Here is a 19,600-nt window from a genome sequence, read left to right on the forward strand (position 1 = left end):
CATGGGCGGCATGGGCGGCATGATGTAAGCAAACGCCTGCATCAGGAAAAACACGGGAAAAGGGCGCCAGAAGGCGCCCTTTTCTTTTGCCCGCTAACCCCCTGTTCAGGAATCCGCTGTATCGGATGGTCATGAACCCTGCAGGGATGTTCCATGAACCGTTTTCTCGCACTGCTGATCCTGACGGCCTTGGGTCTTGCCGGCCCTGCGCGCGCCTGCAGCACCAGCGGCAGCAGCACCTTTTGCGCAGATGGCTGGGTCGCGCAGACCGTCGAGCCGCGCCGCCCCGGCGGCGCAGACATCGGTGCCGATGCCGGCTATGGCGACGGCAGCGGCATGGAACCGGGATCGTTTGCGGAGGGCGTTTATGTCGAGGGGGCGGTTGTCGTGGAAGAGCCGCCCCTTGAAGTCGAGGGCCAGTTGTAGCCGCAGGCGCCATGAGCCGGCACGGGCGGCAGCGGCACAACGGCACCAAAGGCCTTTGGCCAGAAGGGCAGCTCAACGGAAAGGCTGGATCCAGCAGAAATGCCAGGCCCGGCCATTCTGACTGTGGACCCCGTCTTTCAGGAAGACTCGTCCTTTTCCAGATGGGTCAATTCCCTTTCCAGGAAGAACGAGATCAGCGACCGGATCGTCACAAGCCCGCCAAGCAGCAGGATGTTTTCGGCGTTCAGGTGCAGCATGGTGCGGATCAGGTCGGCCACGATCAGAACCTCTAGCCCCGACAGGATGTGGCGGCCCAGCGTCAGTCGGCCGAGGTTCAGGCGGTGGCCGCGTTCATGGCCCTCGCATGCCCTGGCCTCGCCCGAGGCGAAGGCGCGGACGGCTTGAACCAGCCCCGCGATCAGGATGAGGATCGCGAACAACTCGATGACGACCACCATCCATTCGAAAGCCGGCGTCAGCGGGCCAAGATGATCGGATAGCGAAAAGGTTTCCATAGGCGTGATCCTGTCGTTCAAGCAGCCCGAGCGGCCCGTCCTGTCGGAACCAACGGCGGCGGCCAAAGGTTCAGCCCGCAGACAACCAACGCAGACACCCAACGCAGACAGCAACCGAAGCGAGGCAAGCATGGCTACCACCGTCGGCACTGAAGACAATATCCGCGACCTGGTCCGCAACCTGATCCTGCTGGAACATGATGCGATCGCGGCCTATGAATCCACCATCGAGCGCCTGTCGGACGCCACCCTGTCCCAGCAGGTCGAGGCGTTCCGGAGGGATCACCTGCAGCATCTCGAGGTTCTTCAGGAAATGGCCGCCGAGACCGGGGCCGAGGCACCGCAGGAAGGCGACATGAAGCAGATGCTGACCACCGGCAAGATCGCCCTGGCGGATCTGTTCGGCGACGGGGCCATCCTGAAGGCGATGGCCACCAACGAAAACGACACCGTGACCGCCTATGAGCGCGCCTCGGCCCATCCCGACGCCATCGAGAAGTCGCGCGCCTTCTTCCAGAAGGCCCTGGCGGACGAACAGCACCATCGCGAATGGATGGTGCGCACGTCAGAGGCCATTTAGGCCGAACAACCAACGCGTCCGGCCCCGGGCCCGGGCGCGCTTCTCAGACGAAGACCGGCTCGACCTCCAGGGCGCTGCACAGCGACCGGAAGCGGGATTCGGCCACCTCTCCCATCAGCTTTCGCCCGGTCGCGGTCAGTTGCAGGCGCAACTGCCGGTCCTTCATGACCAGCTTGCCCGCATCCGCAGGATCATCAAGCGCCAGCATCGCACCAAAGCGCATGGCCTTGCCCAGCACCTCGGCCTCCTTGATCTGGGCGTCGTCCAGCAGCTTGAACAAGGGCGCCATGGGCGAATTTGCCCGGCTGTTCTTGTAGCGGTGCAGCAGCGCGAGGCCCAGGAAAACCCGTTCCGGATGGGACAGCGCCGCCATGTTGGCACGGGTCACGTTGTCGAAGCAGGCCTCGGCGCGATAGTCGGGATGGGCGCGCCAGCTTGTGTCATGCAAAAGGCAGGCAGCGCGGACAAGGCGGTCGCGTTCCGGCGGCAGGTCCTCGAACAGCGGCAGCAGGAAGTGATACAGCTTCTTGCCCGATCCCGGCATCCGCGCCATCTGGCGTTCGGTGAAGCGGGCGGCCTCGATCAGCGGGTCGCGCTTGCGCAGGCTGTCGGGCATCTGCTCGTAAAGCAGCCCTTCGCGGATGCCATAGCTGCTGACGGCCAGTTCCTTCGGCTGGAACGTTTCGGCAAGTTGCGACAGCACCTGGGCCGCCAGCGGCACCAGTTCCATGCGCGAGTTCGAGATGCCGGTCCGCGCGCGTAGGTCGGCCAGGTCATGGGCGCCGATCCAGGCAACGGTGTCGGCGACGGCGGAAGGGGTCAGCCGGTATTCGTGCAGCACGGTCATGGGATAGGACACGCGCTCCATGTCCAGCCGGGCGATCGCGCGCCAGGATCCGCCGACCAGATAGATGCGCTCGTGATGGGTGCCCATCACCTCGGCCAGCCCTGCCATCACCTTCATGATATGCTTGCGCAGGCCATCCTTGCCGCCGGGAACCTGTTGCAACCGGAAGGGACCAAGCTGTGACGAGACGCGGTTGCCGACCTTGCCGTCCGCGACCTCGGCCAGTTCCATCGAGTTGCCGCCGATGTCGCAGACCAGCCCTTTCGCATCCGGCCAGCCCAGCAGCACCCCCTGGGCGGACAGCCGCGCCTCTTCCTCGCCGTCGATCACGAACATCCTGATGCCGGTCTCGCGTTCGACGCGGGCTTGGAACTCGGGTCCGTCGGCGGCCTCGCGCACGGCGGCGGTGGCCACGCAGGTCAGCGGGTCGATGTCCATGCCCTTGGCAAGTGCTGCAAACCGCTGCAGGGCGGCAAAGCCGCGCTCGACCCCCTCGGGGTTCAGGCGGCCGGTCTGCGCCATCTTGGCGCCAAGGCCCGCCATGACCTTTTCGTTGTAGAAATAGGCGGGCGACCGCGCCGCGCCATCGAAGACGACCATGCGGATCGAGTTCGATCCCACGTCCACCACGCCCACACGCGACAGGGCGCGCTTGGGAAGGGTTGCGAACATCTTGCCGAAAGGCTCGACCTTCTTGCCGGTCGTCGTGCGCACGCCGTTCATCCCCGCCTCTCCTGCTGGGCTCGCATTGCGGCCGTTAATGACCCGACCGGGCGGCCGGGTCAATCATTCGAATGGGTCAGTGCCGGAACGTCCCCGGCGCCCGCCGTGCCCCGGCCGGACAGTGACGGATGATCCATGAAGAAGCGGTGACAGTTGAACAGGTCGTCGCGCCCCTCGGGAAGATAGCGCACGAAGCGGCCATCGGGTTGCAACAGCCAGCTTTGCGCCTCGTCCGCCATGTTGGCGGCCATGATCTGGCTGACGATCTGCGCCTTGACGGTGTCGTTCACGCATTCGACCAAGGTTTCCACCCGCCGGTTCAGGTTGCGGTCCATCCAGTCTGCCGAGCTGATGAAGACCCGCGCCCGCTTCGAGGGCAGGCCGAAGCCGTTGCCGAAGCAGACGATGCGCGAATGTTCCAGGTATCGCCCGACGATGGACTTGACGCGGATGTTTTCCGACAGGCCCCGGATGCCCGGCCGGATGCCGCATATGCCGCGCACCACAAGGCTGATCTTCACCCCCGCGGCACTGGCCGCGTAAAGCGCGTCGATCACGTCCTTTTCGATCAGCGAGTTCATCTTGGCCCAGATTGCCGCAGGCCGCCCCTGCCGCGACAGTTCGGCCTCGCGCGCGATCAGGGAGATCAGCCGGTCCTTGAGATCGATGGGCGAGATGGAAATGTTTTCCAGCCCGGCTGGCTGCACGTAACCGGACAGGTAGTTGAAGACCTTGGTCGCGTCCCGGCCAAGCGCCGGGTCACAGGTGAACAGCGACAGGTCGGTATAGATGCGCGCGGTGATCGGGTGATAGTTGCCGGTTCCGTAATGGGTATAGGTGACCAGGTTGTCCCCTTCGCGCCGAACGACCGTGCTGATCTTGGCATGGGTCTTGTAGTTCACGAAGCCATAGACGACATGGGCGCCTGCCCGTTCAAGCCGGCGTGACTGGCGGATGTTCGCGGCCTCGTCGAAGCGGGCCTTGAGTTCGACAAGCGCCGTGACCGACTTGCCGGATTCCGCAGCCTCGCAGAGGGCGTCGACGATGGGGCTGTCGCGGCTGGTGCGATACAGCGTCTGCTTGATCGCCAGCACGTTCGGATCGCGCGCGGCCTGGGCAAGGAAGCGCACCACCATGTCGAAGGTTTCATAGGGATGGTGCAGCAGCATGTCCTTCTGCTTGATGGCCGAGAACATGTCCCCGTCATGGTCCTGCACCCGTTCGGGAACGCGCGGCGTGAAGGCGGGCCACAGAAGGTCGCGCCGGCTGTCCAGCACCAGTTCGGACAGGTCCGCCACGCCCAGCAGCCCCTCGACCTCGATCACCTCGTCGGGGCCGACCTCAAGCTCCTCCATGATCAGGCGGCGCAGGCGGTCGGGCGCGCCGCGCGTGATCTTCAGCCGGATGACGCTGCCGCGGCGGCGCCGCTTCAGCGCGGTTTCGAATTCGCGGACCAGATCCTCGGCTTCTTCCTCGACCTCAAGGTCGCTGTCGCGCAACACGCGGAAGGCGCAATGGCCCGTGTCGCGATAGCCGGGGAACAGCGAGGACAGGTGCATCAGCAACAGATCTTCCAGCCGCAGGAAGCGTTCGCCGCCCGGCAGGGGCACGAAACGCGTCAACTGCGCGGGGATGGGCAAAAGCGCCTGCATCTGCCGCCCGTCGGTTTCGCGCGCCAGTTCCAGCGCCAGCGAAAAGCCGGCATTGGGAATGAAGGGAAAGGGATGCGCCGGGTCGATGGCCAAGGGCGAGAGGACCGGGAAAACCTTGCGCTCGAAATGGTCGTGCAGGAACTCCTCCTCGGCGCGGGTCAGGCGGGACCGGGACAGGATGACGATGCCCGCTTCCTCCATCTCGCGACGGATGCGGTTCCAGACGCCCTGCTGCGCGCCCATCAGGCGGCGGGCGTCGGCGTTGATCATCGCTAATTGTTCCGCAGGCGTCAGCCCGTCGTCCGAAGGCGTGGCGTTCCCCTCGCGCACCAGTTCGCGCAGGCCCGCGACGCGGACGGTGTAAAACTCGTCCAGGTTGGTGGCGCTGATCGACACGAAGCGCAGCCGTTCCAGCAGGGGCACGCGGGGATTGCGCGCCTCGTCCAGGACGCGCCAGTTGAAGGACAGCCAGCTGATTTCCCGGTTGAAGAAGCGCGAGCCGTCCTGGGGAACCCCCTCGGGCAGATCCTGGGGTTCGGGAAAGGGTGTCCGAAGGAAATCAGCTTGCGTCATGGTCCTGACTTTCAGGGAACAGGTGGGAGTCGGGTTCGGAAAGCCGGGCCAGCAGTTCGGCGGCAAGGCGGCGGGTGATCGGGCGCTTGTCGGCCATGGCGGCCTGATCGACGGCGGCCACAAGCTGGCGGGCCAGCCCCAGGTCGCGCGGCATGTGCAGGACAAGCCAGTCGATCAGGTCGGCAGGCACCGCCTGCTGGCGGTCGGCGAACAGCTTGACCAGCACGGCGGCCAGCAGCGATTCATCGGGCGGCATCAGCCGGACCTGGGGCATCGCGTCCATGCGCGACCGCAGGTCCGGCAGCACCAGCCCCCAGTCGCGCGGCGGCGTGCGGGCGGTCAGCAGCAGCAGGCAGTCGCGCGGCGCACACAGGTTCCACAGGTGGAACAGCGCCTGTTCCGCCCCTGCCGCGCGGCCCGCCCGGTCGGCATCCTCGATCACAAGGGCCCCGCCTTCCGTCGCAAGCCCATCCGCCGCGTCCGGCCGCAGCGCCGAGGCCTTCATGCGCCGCGCGCCGTTCTCGGCGGCCCAGAAGGCCGCCAGATGCGACTTGCCCGCGCCTTCCGGCCCGATCAGCAGCATCCGCCCCTGCGGCCAGTCCTGCGGGGCATCCAGGGCCGCAAGCGCGGCGCGGTTGGCGGATGCTGGCAGGAAGTCGGCGCGCGAATGGGCGGGCGGCGTGGTCAGATCCAGGGTCAGCTGGCGGGACGTGACGGTCATCGGGCGGCGGTCACGCTTCTGGTTCGGGATGCCGGCGCGACATTTCCTCGCGCATGATCTCGATCTGGCCCTGGGCGCGGTTCTGGTCGGCGCGGATGCGCGCCTCGCGAATGGAACTGGCGACGGTGCCTTCCGGCACGATCTCGACCAGCATCGGCTGGCCGGGATCGGGGGGAAGCGCCTGGCCCGTGAACAGCGCGCTTTCCTGATACCGCTGCGTCAGGAACCGCCCGATCACCCCAAGGGCCGCGGCCAGCGGCACGGCCATGACCATGCCGACAAAGCCGAACAGCGCGCCGAAGACCGACAAGGCCAGCAGCAGCCAGACCGGATGCAGCCCGACATGGTGCCCCACGATCTTGGGTTGCAGATAATTGCCCTCGACGATCTGGCCGATGGCGAAGATCGCGATCACAAGCCCGATCCACAGCGGGTCGCCCCAGAAGCTGAACAGGGCGACGCCGATGGCCGTTGCCCCGCCGATCAGCACGCCGACATAGGGGATGAAGGACAGCATCGCGGCCATGATGCCGATGAAGAAGCCGAATGGCAGGCCCACGATCATCAGGCCGATGGAATACCAGGTGCCCAGGATCAGGATCACCAGTCCCTGCCCGCGCACAAAGCCCGACAGCGCCTCATCGATTTCCCGCGACAGGCGGCGCAGGGTGGGGGCGTGTTCGCGCGGCAGCAGCGTGTCGATGCGGTCAACCAGGTGATCCCAGTCCAGCAGCAGGTAGAAGGCCACGACCGGCACGATCACCAGGATCGCGATGGCGCTGATGATGCCGCCCACCGAAGACAGCAGGCTCGACGCGACGGTTCCCATCTGTTCGCCCATGGCCGCGCCCAGGTCGGTCAGGGCAGTGCCGATATCGCCATTCGCGGGCAAAAGCTCGGGGAAGCGGGCGGACAGGAACAGCCGGCCCTGCTCGATCATCTCGGGCGCGGTCTCGATCAGCGAGGTTGCCTGGCGCAGCATGATCGGCACCACCAGCAGGACCACCCCGGCAAAGGCCAGCACGGCGATCACGGTGATGACTACGACCGACATGACCCGCGACAGGCCCGACCGTTCCAGCCGATCGGCCACCGGGTCCAGCAGATAGGCCACGCCCGCGCCCAGGATGAAGGGCAGGATCGCCTGGCCCAGCAGCCACATCGCCAGCAGCAGCGTCACCGCAGCCACCCCCCACCACATCAGCTGCTTGTGTATCGGTATGCGCATGGCCGGTTCCTGATGCGAGTGTTGGCCCGGAATGTGAACGCGACAGGCGCCAGTTGCAAGCGGGCGGTTCTTGGCAAGGCAGGACCGATCCGCTAACGGTTTGCGCCGTATACGCTCAAAGGATCCCGCCCATGCGTTTGTCGCGCTATTTCCTGCCGGTGCTGAAGGAAGACCCGAAAGAGGCGCAGATCGTCAGCCACCGGCTGATGCTGCGCGCCGGAATGATCAAGCAGCAAACCGCGGGGATCTATTCCTGGCTGCCGCTGGGCTTCAAGGTGCTTCGCCGCGTCGAGCAGATCGTCCACGAGGAACAACAGCGCGCGGGCCACATCCCCCTGCTGATGCCCACGCTGCAATCGGCCGACCTGTGGCGCGAAAGCGGCCGCTACGACGACTATGGCGAGGAGATGCTGCGCATCCAGGACCGCCACAAGCGCGACCTGCTGTATGGTCCCACGAACGAGGAGATGATCACCGACATCTTCCGCAGCCATGTGAACAGCTACAAGGACCTGCCGCTGACGCTGTATCACGTCCAGTGGAAGTTCCGCGACGAGATCCGCCCCCGCTTCGGCGTGATGCGGGGCCGCGAGTTCCTGATGAAGGACGGCTACAACTTCGACCTGACCAAGGAAGACGCGCTGCACGCCTATAACCGCCACCTGGTCAGCTATCTGCGGACCTATGAACGCATGGGCCTGCAGGCCATCCCGATGCGCGCGGACGGCGGCCCGATCGGCGGTGATTACACCCATGAATTCCTAGTGCTGGCCGAGACGGGCGAATCCGAGGTCTTCTATGACAGCCAGATCACCGACCTGACCTTCGGCGACCGGCAGATCAACTATGACAGCGTCGAACAGTGCCAGGCCGTGCTGGAGGAGTTCACCAGCCGCTACGCCCGCACCGACGAGACCCATGACGAAGCCGTCTTCGCCGAAGTCCCCGAGGAACGCCGCCGCACCGCGCGCGGGATCGAGGTGGGCCAGATCTTCTACTTCGGCACCAAATATTCCGAACCGATGGGCGCCACGGTCGTCGGCCCGGACGGGCAGCGCGTTCCCGTCCACATGGGCAGCCACGGCATCGGCGTGTCCCGCCTGCTGGGCGCGATCATCGAGGCCAACCACGACGATCGCGGCATCGTCTGGCCCGAAGGCGTGACCCCCTTCCACGTCGGCATCGTCAACCTGAAGCAGGGCGACAATTCCACCGACAGCGCCTGCGACGCGATCTATGCGGAACTGCAGGCGCGTGGCCTCGATCCGCTTTACGACGACCGCGACGACCGGGCGGGGGCCAAGTTCGCCACCATGGATTTGATCGGCCTGCCCTGGCGGATCACCGTCGGCCCGCGCGGGCTGGCCGCAAACAAGGTCGAACTGACCAACCGCCGCACGGGCGCGACCGAGGAGATGTCACCCAAGGAGGCCATCGCCCGGCTGGAACAGGTCTATGCGCCGGTTCTGGGCCTGAAGGTTCAGGACAGGTGATCGGACTTCTGCGGCTGGCGGTGGCGGTCTGCCTTGCCATCGCCTTGTCGCAGTTCCCGGCCTTTTCGGACCAGTATGTCCAGCGGCTTGGCGGGCAGGTCGATGCGCTGTCCCGCGTTGCCGCCCAGTTCGACGCCAGCGCCCGGGCCGCCGGGCTGACCCGCGACCAAGCCCTGGCGGATCTGTCGGGCAGCGCCTTTCGCGACGCACACCAGTCCAACATGCGCGAGGTCTTCGTCCGCCTGGACCGGGCGAGCGCGGACCTGCAGATGCTGCGGATCGCCGGGCCGCTGGAACGGATGCTGCTGCCTCACCGGCTGCGCGACGCGGAAACCCTGGCCGCGACCTGGGGCGACTTCCGGCCCGCGATCCCCGTGACGGTTGCGGGCCTTTGGGCGGCGGGGATCGGGCTGGTGCTGGGATGGCTGCTGACTGCCCTGCCCGGCCTGCTGTTCAGGCGCCCGCAGGACCGCCTCGGCTGGCGTTGACCATGCGTCACCAGCCTGAAAAGGCAAGGATTGTTGATATTATCCTGCTTTTCTTTTGAACAGGGCGCTTCTAACGTGCGGCGCAGGACATTGTTCCAACTGGGAGACAATCAATGAAAAAACTTCTTCTGGCCACTGCTGCAGGTGCCCTGCTGGCCGGTGCCGCCTCTGCCGAGGACGTCAAGCTGGGGATCTCGCTGGGCTTTACCGGGCCGCTGGAATCCATGGCGCCGGGCATGGCCTCGGGCGCTGAACTGGCCATGAAAGAGGTCACCGATTCCGGCCTGCTGCTGGACGGTTCGACCGTGACTGCGGTTCAGGGCGATTCGACCTGCATCGACGCCGCCGCCGCGACGGCGACGGTCGAACGCCTGATCACTGCCGAAGGGGTCAAGGGCATCGTCGGCGGCATGTGCTCGGGCGAGGCGATCGCCTCGCTGCAGAACGTGGCCGTGCCGAACGGCGTGGTGATGATCTCGCCTTCCGCGACCTCGCCCGCGCTGTCCACGATCGAGGATAACGGGCTGTTCTTCCGCACCTCGCCTTCCGATGCCCGCCAGGGCGAAGTGATGGCCGAGATCATGATGGAAAAGGGCATCCAGAACGCCGCGATCACCTATACCAACAACGACTATGGCAAGGGCCTGGCGGATGCCTTCGCCTCGTCCTTCCAGGAAAAGGGTGGCACCGTGACGGTGAACGCCGCCCATGACGACGGCAAGGCAGACTATTCGGCCGAGGTTGCGGCCCTTGCGGCGGCGGGCGGCGACGCCCTGGTGGTCGTGGGTTATGTGGACCAGGGCGGCTCGGGCGTGGTCCGCGCGGCACTGGACACCGGCGCCTTTGACACCTTCGTCTTCCCCGACGGCATGGTCGGCCAAGCCCTGGTGGACAACTTCGGTTCGGAAATCGACGGCAGCTTCGGCCAGAACCCCGCAGCCGAGGGCGAGGGCCGCGAGAAGTTCCTGGCCATGGCCGAGGAAGCAGGCTTCGACGGCACGAGCGCCTATTCGGCCGAGGCCTATGATGCCGCCGCGCTGATGATGCTGTCCATGGCCGCCGCCAAGTCCAGCGATCCCAATGTCTGGAAGAACAACGTCATGGATGTCGCCAACGAGCCGGGCGAGAAGATCCTGCCGGGCGAACTGGCCAAGGGGCTGGAGATCCTGAACGGCGGCGGTGACATCGACTATGTCGGCGCCTCCTCGATCGAGATGGTGGGCGCGGGCGAAAGCGCCGGCGTCTACCGCGAGGTCAGCTTCGACAACGGAGAAATGACTGTCGTCGGCTATCGCTGACGTGTAAGGAATGCTCCGGCCCGGCAGCCACGCGGTTGCCGGGCCATTTTTCATGACAAAAGCCGCTGAATGCGGTCACACTTCACCAATGGCGTGAAGACGGGGTTAAACGAATGATCAGGGTCGAGGACCTTCACCGGCATTTCGGGGGCTTCCGCGCCGTCGATGGTGCCAGCCTGACGATCGAGACAGGGTCGATCACCGGGCTGATCGGACCGAACGGCGCGGGCAAGTCCACGCTGTTCAACGTAATCGCGGGCGTGCTGCCGCCGACATCGGGTCGCGTCTTCATGGATGGCGAGGACATCACCGGCCTGCCGCCGCACGCGCTGTTCCACAAGGGGCTGCTGCGCACCTTCCAGCTGGCGCACGAGTTTTCGTCCATGACCGTGCGCGAGAACCTGATGATGGTGCCGGGCGCCCAGTCGGGCGAGACGATCTGGAAGACCTGGTTCCAGCGCGGCCGGATCGAGCGCGAGGAAACCGCCCTGCGCAGGAAGGCCGACGAGGTCCTGGACTTCCTGACCATCCGGCACCTGACCCATGAAAAGGCCGGCAACCTGTCCGGCGGCCAGAAGAAGCTTCTGGAGCTTGGCCGGACCATGATGGTCGATGCCAAGGTCGTGTTCCTGGACGAAGTCGGCGCGGGCGTGAACCGCACCCTGCTGATGACCATCGCGGATGCGATCATCCGGCTGAACAAGGAACGCGGCTATACCTTCTGCGTGATCGAACACGACATGGATTTCATCGGCAAGCTGTGCGACCCGGTCATCGTCATGGCCGAGGGAAAGGTCCTGGCCAAGGGAAGCGCCTCCGACATCATGCAGAACGAGGCCGTGATCGAGGCCTATCTGGGCACCGGCCTCAAGAACAAGGACATGGTGGGCGCATGAGCGATCAGGACGCAGTCTTCGGCAAGCGCGGCAATCGCGACCTGTCCGTCGTGAACCCCAACGGGCGTGGCACCATCGACGGCACCCGCCGATCCGGCCCCGTCCGACAGGGTCATGCGGGCGATCCCTTCCTGATCGGCGAGAACATGACCGGCGGATACGGCAAGGGCGCCGACATCCTGCACGATTGCACCATCGCGGTCGAACGCGGCCAGATCGCCGTGATCGTCGGTCCGAATGGCGCGGGCAAGTCCACCGCCATGAAGGCGATCTTCGGGATGCTGAACCTGCGTAAGGGCAGCGTCCGCCTGGACGGGCGCGACATCACCGCGCTGAACCCCCAGGACCGCGTCAAGGCGGGCATGGGCTTCGTGCCGCAGGTCAACAACATCTTCCCGTCCATGACGGTCGAGGAGAACCTGGAGATGGGGGCCTTCATCCGCAAGGACGACATCCGCCGCACGATGGAGCAGGTCTATGACCTGTTCCCCGCCGTCGCCGCCAAGCGCCGCCAGGCCGCGGGCGAGCTCTCGGGCGGGCAGCGCCAGCAGGTGGCGGTGGGCCGGGCCCTGATGACCCAGCCCTCCGTCCTGATGCTGGACGAACCCACCGCGGGCGTCAGCCCCATCGTCATGGACGAATTGTTCGACCGCATCATCGCCATCGCACGCGGCGGGCTGCCGGTGCTGATGGTCGAACAGAATGCCAAGCAGGCGATGATGATCGCCGACAAGGCCTATGTGCTGGTGCAGGGCGCAAATGCCCATACCGGCACCGGTCACGAACTGATGCAGAACGACGAGGTGCGTCGCACCTTCCTGGGGGGCTGAGCCTTGGATATCCTCAATGCCCTCGTGGCCTTTCTGAACTTCGTCTTCATCCCCGCCGCCGCCTATGGCGCGCAGCTTGCGCTTGGCGCGCTTGGGGTGACGCTGATCTATGCGATCCTGCGGTTTTCGAACTTCGCCCATGGCGACACGATGGCCTTCGGCACCGCGATCACCATCCTGGTGACCTGGGGCCTGCAATCGCTTGGCATTTCGCTGGGGCCGCTGCCGACCGCGCTGCTGGCGCTGCCCTTTGGCATTGCCGCGACGGCGCTGCTGGTCCTGGGCACCGACCGGGCGGTCTATCGGTTCTACCGCGCGCAGAAGGCTGCGCCGATCATCTTCGTCATGGCCTCGGTCGGCGTGATGTTCGTGATGAACGGGCTGACGCGCCTGCTGATCGGCGTCGATGAGCAGCGCTTCGACGACGGCGCGCGCTTCATCATCGCCGTGCGCGACTTCCGGGAATGGAGCGGCCTGGTCGAGGGGCTGGCCCTGCGGTCCACCCAGGCGCTGACGGTGGTCGTCACCGTGATCGTCTGCGCCGCGCTGTTCTGGTTCCTGAACCGCACCAAGTCTGGCAAGGCCATGCGCGCCTATTCCGATAACGAGGATCTGGCGCTGCTGTCGGGCATCGACCCCGAACGCGTGGTGCGCCTGACCTGGATCATCGCCGCCGGGCTGATGACCATCGCCGGCGTCCTCTATGGCCTGGACAAGTCCTTCCGGCCCTTCAACTATTTCCAGATCCTGCTGCCGATCTTCGCGGCGGCCATCGTGGGGGGCCTGGGCAACCCGGTCGGCGCCATCGCGGGCGGCTTTCTTGTCGCCTTTTCCGAGGTCGCGGTGACCTATCCTTGGGTCAAGGTCGCGGGATACCTGTTCCCCGACTGGCAGCCGGGGGGGCTGCTGCAACTCTTGGGGACGGAATACAAGTTCGCCGTCAGCTTCGTCATCCTGATCGTGGTCCTGCTGTTCCGCCCGACCGGGCTGTTCCGCGGCAAGTCGGTGTAAGGGAGGTCCGTCATGTCATCCAACCGTCAAGCCGCCGCATCCAGCCCCTGGCGCGCACCCGTCCTGTTCGCGATCCTCGCCGCGCTGTTCGTGCTGGAGGGCACGGTCAGGAACGGCATGTTCTCGGGCTCGTGGAACACCTCGCTGGCGATCCTGAACATGGGCCTGATCTCGGCCATCACGGCCCTGGGCGTGAACATGCAATGGGGTTATGCGGGCCTGTTCAACACGGGCGTCGTGGGCTTTCTGGCCATCGGCGGCCTGGCCCCGGTCCTGGTGTCCCTGCCCCCGGTCGAGGGCGCATGGGCCGCGGGCGGGCCGCGCCTGATCCTTTCGCTGCTCGTGGGCCTGGGGACGCTGGCGCTTGCGCGCATCGTCTATGGCCGCACCCGCAAGGTCTGGACCGTCGCACTTGTCCTGCTGGTGGGCCTTGTCGCCTATCGCTGGCTGTTCGACCCCGCCGTCACCGCGATCGAGGCAAACGACCCGGCCCGCACCGGCAATATCGGCGGCTTGGGCCTGCCGATCCTGCTGTCCTGGCTGGTCGGCGGCGCATTCGCTGCAGCCGCCGCGTGGGCGGTGGGCAAGGTCGCGCTTGGGCTTCGCTCGGACTATCTGGCGATCGCCACCCTCGGCATCGGCGAGATCATCGTGGCGGTCATGCGCAACGAGGACTGGCTGGCCCGCGGCGTCAAGAACATCGCGGCCATCCCCCGGCCCGTCCCCTACGAGACCGAACTGCAGCAGAACCCGGCCTTTGCCGACTTCGCCGCCGGCTGGGGTTTCGGCGTGGCCGAGGCCTCGGGCATCTGGGTCAAGCTGTGCTACATGTCGCTGTTCCTGGTGGTGCTGCTGGTCATCATCCTTCTGGCCGAACTGGCGCTGAAATCGCCCTGGGGGCGGATGATGCGCGCCATCCGCGACAACGAAACCGCGGCCGAGGCGATGGGCAAGGACGTCACCGCCCGCCACCTGCAGGTCTTCGTTCTGGGTTCTGCTGTGATCGGCGTCGCGGGCGCGATGATGATCACGCTGGACGGGCTGCTGGCGCCGACCAGCTTCAACCCGCTGCGCTATACCTTCCTGATCTGGGTGATGGTGATCGTGGGCGGGTCCGGCAACAACTGGGGCTCGGTGCTGGGCGCGGTGCTGATCTGGTTCCTGTGGATCAAGGCCGAAGTCTGGGGCCCGAACCTGATCGGCGTCCTTGTCGGCCCCCTGCCCGACGGCGACATCAAGGCGCATCTTCTGGGCAGCGCGCCGCATATGCGCTTTATCGCGATGGGGCTGGTGCTGCTTATGGTGCTGCGCTTCGCGCCACGGGGCCTGGTTCCCGAAAAATAAGGAAAGGGGCCGCAAGGCCCCTTTTTCATGCGCAGTTGTCGCCCAGAACGACGCTGTAATAGGTCATCCCGCCCGCGCCCTGGGCAGACCCGCTGCCAACCTGGCGGCTGGTCTGGCCCAGAAGTTCCGTCCGCTGCGCCTCGGTCCCCAGCCAGCCGCTGACTGCCTGGGCCGGGCCGCCGCCGCGGCTGACCAGTTGAACCACGCCGCAGGCCGGATAGCCGACCGCCCGCGCCCGGTCCACGACGCTGGACCCGTTCGATCCCTCGACATCCAGCCGCCCCCTTTGCGCCATGTCGCAGGCATGGCTTTGCGCGGCCTGCGCCAGCAGGGGGGCGCTGTCCAGCAGGGTCTTGCCCTCGGCCTGCCGCGCCGCGTTGACGGCGCTGTCAAGCTGGGCGCTGATCGTGGGATCGGAGGCGCATTGCGCGGCCAGGGATTGTTCTGCGGGGGCGGCGGTCCGGCCCCAGGGCATTTCCAGTTCCGCCCCCTGCTGACAGGCGGCAAGTGCCGCCAATGCGGCTGCGGTGGAAAGGATGCGGAAGGTGGACATGAAAACCCCGGCTATTGCCCGGGCCAACGCCGGCGCGCGCCGGGCAGTTCCTGCCGCCAAGTCCCTTGCGCGGCGGCATGGGCGCGCTTAAAGCGCATCCATGACCCAGCATCAGCGCCTTCTTATCATCGACTTCGGCAGCCAGGTGACGCAGCTGATCGCGCGCCGCCTGCGCGAGCTGAACGTCTTCTGCGAAATCCACCCATACAACCTGCTGACGGACGACATCCTGCGCGGCTTGAATCCGCAGGCCGTGATCCTGTCCGGCGGACCGGACAGCGTGACGCGCACGGGCAGCCCCCGCGCCCCGCAGGCGGTCTTTGACTTGGGCGTGCCGATCTTCGGAATCTGCTATGGCCAGCAGGTGATGATGGAGCAGCTGGGCGGCGCGGTCGAAGGAGGGCACCACGCCGAATACGGGCGCGCCTTCATCGCCCCGGCCCCGGGCCACAAGGGCGACGGCATCTTCGCGGGCCTGTTCGATGCGGGTCGCGAGGAGGTCTGGATGAGCCATGGCGACCGCGTGACCGCGCTTGCGCCGGGCTTCGAGGTGATCGGCGTCTCGCCCAATGCGCCCTTCGCGATGATCGCTGACGAATCGCGCCGCTTCTATGGCGTGCAGTTCCACCCCGAGGTCCACCACACCCCGCGCGGCCGCACCATGCTGGAGAACTTCGTCCGGCTGGCCGGCTTTACCGGCGACTGGACCATGGCCGGTTATCGCGACGAGGCGATCCGCAAGATCCGCGAACAGGTCGGCGACAAGAAGGTCATCTGCGGCCTGTCCGGCGGAGTCGATTCCTCGGTCGCCGCAGTGCTGATCCACGAGGCGATCGGCGACCAGTTGACCTGCGTCTTCGTGGACCACGGTCTTCTGCGGCTCAACGAGGCCGAGGAAGTCGTGACGATGTTCCGCGACAACTACAACATCCCGCTGATCCACGCCGACGAATCCGAACTGTTCCTGGGCGCCCTGGAAGGCGTCAGCGACCCCGAGGTCAAGCGCAAGACCATCGGGCGGCTGTTCATCGACGTGTTCCAGCGCTACGCATCCGCCATCGAGGGGGCCGAGTTCCTGGCCCAAGGGACGCTTTATCCAGACGTGATCGAAAGCGTCAGCTTCAGCGGCGGCCCGTCCGTCACGATCAAGTCGCACCACAATGTCGGCGGCCTGCCCGAGAAGATGGGACTGAAGCTGGTCGAGCCCCTGCGCGAGCTTTTCAAGGACGAGGTCCGCGCCCTGGGCCGCGAACTGGGCCTGCCCGACAAGTTCATCGGCCGCCATCCCTTTCCCGGCCCCGGCCTCGCCATCCGCTGCCCCGGAGAGATCACCCGCGAAAAGCTGGACATCCTGCGCAGGGCGGATGCCGTCTTCATCGACCAGATCCGCAGGCACGGCCTGTATGACGAGATCTGGCAGGCCTTTGTCGCCATCCTTCCGGTCCGCACCGTGGGCGTCATGGGCGACGGGCGCACCTATGACTTTGCCTGCGCGCTGCGGGCTGTCACATCCGTGGACGGGATGACGGCGGATTACTATCCCTTCACGCACGAGTTCCTGGGCGAGACCGCGACCCGCATCATCAACGAGGTCAAGGGCATCAACCGCTGCACCTATGACATCACCTCGAAGCCGCCGGGCACGATCGAATGGGAATGACCATCTGAGGCATCGAAAGGACCATCATGACCTGCGCCTGCGGCCACCACCACCACCCCCGCCACCATCACGAGTCCAAGGGCACGCCCGTGCCGATGATGGCGCCGATGCTGGGGGTGACGGGGCGGCTGATCTGTGCTGATGCAGGGCAGATGATGACGGCCCTGTCGCTGCTGCCCGATCACATCCGGCAAAGCCGCGAGGAACCGGGCTGCCTGCGCTTCGAGATGTGGCAGGACGAAGATCCGCTGGTCTGGAACCTGTCCGAACTGTTTCTCGACGCCGATGCCTTTGCCGCGCATGGTGCAAGGACAAGGGCCAGCGACTGGGGCCGCGACAGTACGGGCATCACCCGCGATCTTCACCGCCTCGAGGTGATCCCGGTCATCCGGCGCGAAACCCGGCAGGATCTGGACGCCATCGACGCCCTGCTGCGCGAAGCCTTTGACGGCGAGGCCGAGGCGCAACTGGTACGCCGGTTGCGCGCAGATGGCGACCTGTCGCTGTCGCTGGTGGCCGATGCCGGTGGCACCATCCTTGGCCATGCCGCCCTGTCGCCCCTGTCGGCGGATCGCCCCGCCCATGCGCTTGCCCCCGTCGCGGTCGCGCCAAAGGCGCAGCGGCTTGGCATCGGCACGGCCCTGGTCCGCGAGGCCGTGTCCTGGGCCGATGAAGCCTCGGTCGTGGTGCTGGGCGATCCGGCCTATTACGGACCGCTGGGTTTTCTGCCTGCCGATCTGGTTTCCCCCTATGCCGGGCCAGGGTTGCAGATGATCGGGGATCTGCCCCGCGGCACCGCCATCCGCCACGCCCCGGCTTTCGCCGCCCTTTAGGCGCGGTCAGCCTTGCGGAACGGTCAGGCTGGGTTACATCTGTGACAAGCATGAAAGGAATCCGCATGGCAGGACAACCGATTTACGATGCGCGCGAGCCGGTCTCGGGCAGCGAGTTTGGAAACCTTCCAACGTGGGATCTGACCGACCTTTATCCCGCGCCCGATTCCGCCGAACTGACTGCCGACATCGCCCTGCTGGAATCCGAAGTCACGGCTTTCGCCGCCCGCTATCAGGGCAAGCTGGCCGACCTGACCCCGGCCGAGATGCTGGCCTGCATCGAAACCTATCAGCGCATCGACATCACCGCCGGGCGGATCATGTCATATGCCGGGCTGCGCTATTACCAGAACACGACCGATCCGGCGCGGGCCAAGATGATGGGCGACCTGCAGGGCCGCATCACCGACATCACCACGCCGCTGGTCTTCTTCAGCCTGGAATTCAACCGCATCCCCGACACGACCTATGAAGCGGTCTTTGCGGCAGCCGACGGTCCCGCGCGCTACAAGCCGATGTTCGACCGGATGCGGGCAATGCGGCCCCACCAGCTTTCCGACGAGCTGGAGCAGTTCCTGCACGACGCGTCCGTGGTCGGCGCCGCTGCCTGGAACCGGCTGTTCGACGAAACCACCGCCGCGCTCGAGTTCAAGGTCGATGGCGAGGTGATGGGCCTGGAAGCCACGCTGAACCTGCTGACCGACCATGACAGGTCGCGCCGCGAGGCCGCCGCCCATGCCTTGGCCGAGGTCTTTGGCAAGAACGTCACCTTGTTCGCGCGGGTCCACAACACCCTGGCCAAGGAGAAGGCCATCGAGGACAAGTGGCGCAAGATGCCCACGCCCCAGCATGGCCGTCACCTGTCGAACCATGTGGAACCCGAGGTGGTCGAGGCGCTGCGCAATGCCGTCACTGCCGCCTATCCGCGCCTGTCGCATCGTTACTATGCCCTTAAGGCAAAATGGCTGGGCCTGGACAAGCTGCAGGTCTGGGACCGCAACGCGCCGCTGCCGACCGCCCCTGCCCGCACCATCGGCTGGGACGAGGCGCGCCAGACCGTGCTGGATGCCTATGGGGGCTTTTCGCCCCGGCTGGCGGAACTGGCCGAGCCCTTCTTCGACAAGGGCTGGATCGACGCCGCCGTCACCCCCGGCAAGGCGCCGGGCGCCTTCGCCCATCCGACCGTGACGACGGTCCATCCCTACGTCCTGCTGAACTATCTGGGCAAGCCGCGCGACGTGATGACGCTGGCCCATGAACTGGGCCACGGCGTCCACCAGCGTCTGGCGGCAGGCCAGGGCGAACTGTTGTCATCCACCCCCCTGACGCTGGCGGAAACCGCGTCGGTCTTTGGCGAGATGCTGACCTTCCGCGCCCTTTTGGCCAAGACCACCGACCCGGCCGAGAAAAAGGCCCTGCTGGCCGGCAAGGTCGAGGATATGATCAACACGGTCGTCCGTCAGATCGCCTTCTATGACTTCGAATGCAAGCTGCACGCGGCGCGCGCCGAAGGGGAACTGACCCCCGACGACATCAATGCGCTGTGGATGTCGGTGCAGCACGAAAGCCTGGGGCCGGTCTTCGAGTTCATGCCCGGATACGAGACCTTCTGGACCTATGTGCCCCATTTCGTGCATTCGCCCTTCTACGTCTATGCCTATGCCTTCGGCGACGGGCTGGTGAACGCGCTTTACGCCACCTACGAGGCTGGGCTGCCCGATTTCCAGGGGAAGTATTTCGACCTGCTGTCCGCCGGCGGATCGAAGCACCACAAGGAGCTGCTGGCCCCCTTCGGGCTGGACGCCTCGGACCCCCGGTTCTGGGACAAGGGGCTGTCCATGATCGAGGGCTTTATCGACGAGCTTGAGGCATTGGAGGCATAGGGGGTGCCGCCCCCATCCGCTGCGCGGATTTCCCCGCGGATATTTT

18 protein-coding genes are annotated in these 19,600 nt (G+C 66.0%); 12 read left to right on the top strand and 6 right to left on the bottom strand.

Annotated features, from left to right (window positions below):
• Positions 1-153 precede the first annotated feature (153 nt).
• A complete protein-coding gene (locus IE224_RS13040; RefSeq protein ID WP_167622609.1) occupies positions 154-426 on the top strand; it encodes a hypothetical protein in 273 nt (90 codons plus the stop codon).
• A 137-nt stretch (positions 427-563) separates the two neighbouring features.
• Here the strand turns inward: IE224_RS13040 and IE224_RS13045 are convergent, their stop codons facing one another.
• Positions 564-941, bottom strand: coding sequence for a DUF1622 domain-containing protein (locus tag IE224_RS13045; protein WP_191310983.1), 378 nt, complete (start codon positions 939-941; stop codon positions 564-566).
• Positions 942-1,071: 130 nt separating this feature from the next.
• Between IE224_RS13045 and IE224_RS13050 the strand changes: the two genes are divergently transcribed.
• A complete protein-coding gene (locus IE224_RS13050; RefSeq protein ID WP_191310985.1) occupies positions 1,072-1,521 on the top strand; it encodes a DUF892 family protein in 450 nt (149 codons plus the stop codon).
• Positions 1,522-1,564: 43 nt separating this feature from the next.
• On the opposite strand, the gene IE224_RS13055 is transcribed toward IE224_RS13050, so the two are convergent.
• The 4 genes from IE224_RS13055 to IE224_RS13070 are packed head-to-tail and all read right to left on the bottom strand — an operon-like array spanning position 1,565 to position 7,265.
• Positions 1,565-3,091 carry a Ppx/GppA family phosphatase gene (locus IE224_RS13055; protein WP_167622612.1) on the bottom strand — a complete coding sequence of 509 codons (1,527 nt, stop codon included), beginning with the start codon at positions 3,089-3,091 and terminating at the stop codon, positions 1,565-1,567.
• 59 nt (positions 3,092-3,150) lie between these two features.
• On the bottom strand, positions 3,151-5,316 hold the full coding sequence (locus IE224_RS13060; protein WP_167622613.1) for an RNA degradosome polyphosphate kinase: 2,166 nt from the start codon (positions 5,314-5,316) through the stop codon (positions 3,151-3,153).
• Positions 5,303-6,037 (bottom strand): P-loop NTPase family protein, encoded by a 735-nt coding sequence (locus tag IE224_RS13065; RefSeq protein WP_167622614.1) that lies wholly within the window; start codon positions 6,035-6,037, stop codon positions 5,303-5,305. Before IE224_RS13065 ends, IE224_RS13060 begins: the two co-directional genes overlap by 14 nt.
• Before the next feature lie 10 nt (positions 6,038-6,047).
• Positions 6,048-7,265 (bottom strand): AI-2E family transporter, encoded by a 1,218-nt coding sequence (locus tag IE224_RS13070; protein WP_167622615.1) that lies wholly within the window; start codon positions 7,263-7,265, stop codon positions 6,048-6,050.
• A 131-nt stretch (positions 7,266-7,396) separates the two neighbouring features.
• Here IE224_RS13070 and proS point away from each other — a divergent pair, with 131 nt between their 5' ends.
• The 7 genes from proS to IE224_RS13105 all read left to right on the top strand — a co-directional run bounded on the left by proS (position 7,397) and on the right by IE224_RS13105 (position 14,625).
• Positions 7,397-8,758, top strand: coding sequence for a proline--tRNA ligase (gene proS / locus IE224_RS13075; protein ID WP_191310987.1), 1,362 nt, complete (start codon positions 7,397-7,399; stop codon positions 8,756-8,758).
• Positions 8,755-9,246, top strand: a complete 492-nt coding sequence (locus IE224_RS13080; RefSeq protein ID WP_191310989.1) for a DUF2937 family protein — start codon at positions 8,755-8,757, stop codon at positions 9,244-9,246. The genes proS and IE224_RS13080 overlap by 4 nt, the downstream gene beginning before the upstream one ends.
• Positions 9,247-9,359: 113 nt before the next feature.
• Positions 9,360-10,544, top strand: coding sequence for an ABC transporter substrate-binding protein (locus tag IE224_RS13085; protein ID WP_167622618.1), 1,185 nt, complete (start codon positions 9,360-9,362; stop codon positions 10,542-10,544).
• 113 nt (positions 10,545-10,657) lie between these two features.
• Positions 10,658-11,440: an ABC transporter ATP-binding protein gene (locus tag IE224_RS13090; RefSeq protein ID WP_167622619.1), complete on the top strand. Its 783-nt coding sequence runs from the start codon at positions 10,658-10,660 to the stop codon at positions 11,438-11,440.
• The gene (locus tag IE224_RS13095; RefSeq protein WP_167622620.1) at positions 11,437-12,270 is read left to right on the top strand and encodes an ABC transporter ATP-binding protein; all 834 of its coding nucleotides are present in this window, start codon (positions 11,437-11,439) and stop codon (positions 12,268-12,270) included. Before IE224_RS13090 ends, IE224_RS13095 begins: the two co-directional genes overlap by 4 nt.
• 3 nt (positions 12,271-12,273) lie before the next feature.
• Complete coding sequence (locus IE224_RS13100; RefSeq protein ID WP_191310991.1) at positions 12,274-13,281, top strand: branched-chain amino acid ABC transporter permease; 1,008 nt, start codon at positions 12,274-12,276, stop codon at positions 13,279-13,281.
• A gap of 12 nt (positions 13,282-13,293) precedes the next feature.
• A complete protein-coding gene (locus IE224_RS13105) occupies positions 13,294-14,625 on the top strand; it encodes a branched-chain amino acid ABC transporter permease (RefSeq protein WP_191310993.1) in 1,332 nt (443 codons plus the stop codon).
• A gap of 25 nt (positions 14,626-14,650) precedes the next feature.
• On the opposite strand, the gene IE224_RS13110 is transcribed toward IE224_RS13105, so the two are convergent.
• Complete coding sequence (locus IE224_RS13110) at positions 14,651-15,178, bottom strand: CAP domain-containing protein (protein WP_191310995.1); 528 nt, start codon at positions 15,176-15,178, stop codon at positions 14,651-14,653.
• A 100-nt stretch (positions 15,179-15,278) separates the two neighbouring features.
• On the opposite strand from IE224_RS13110, the gene guaA reads away from it, so the two are divergent.
• The 3 genes from guaA to IE224_RS13125 all read left to right on the top strand — a co-directional run bounded on the left by guaA (position 15,279) and on the right by IE224_RS13125 (position 19,554).
• Entirely contained in the window at positions 15,279-16,838 is a 1,560-nt protein-coding gene (gene guaA, locus IE224_RS13115; protein WP_191310997.1) for a glutamine-hydrolyzing GMP synthase, read from the top strand.
• Positions 16,839-16,864: 26 nt separating this feature from the next.
• Complete coding sequence (locus IE224_RS13120; protein WP_191310999.1) at positions 16,865-17,671, top strand: GNAT family N-acetyltransferase; 807 nt, start codon at positions 16,865-16,867, stop codon at positions 17,669-17,671.
• Positions 17,672-17,736: 65 nt separating this feature from the next.
• Positions 17,737-19,554 (top strand): M3 family oligoendopeptidase, encoded by a 1,818-nt coding sequence (locus tag IE224_RS13125; RefSeq protein ID WP_191311001.1) that lies wholly within the window; start codon positions 17,737-17,739, stop codon positions 19,552-19,554.
• Positions 19,555-19,600 lie beyond the last annotated feature (46 nt).

Source organism: Paracoccus aerius, assembly GCF_014656455.1.
GTDB classification, from domain to species: Bacteria; Pseudomonadota; Alphaproteobacteria; order Rhodobacterales; family Rhodobacteraceae; genus Paracoccus; species Paracoccus aerius.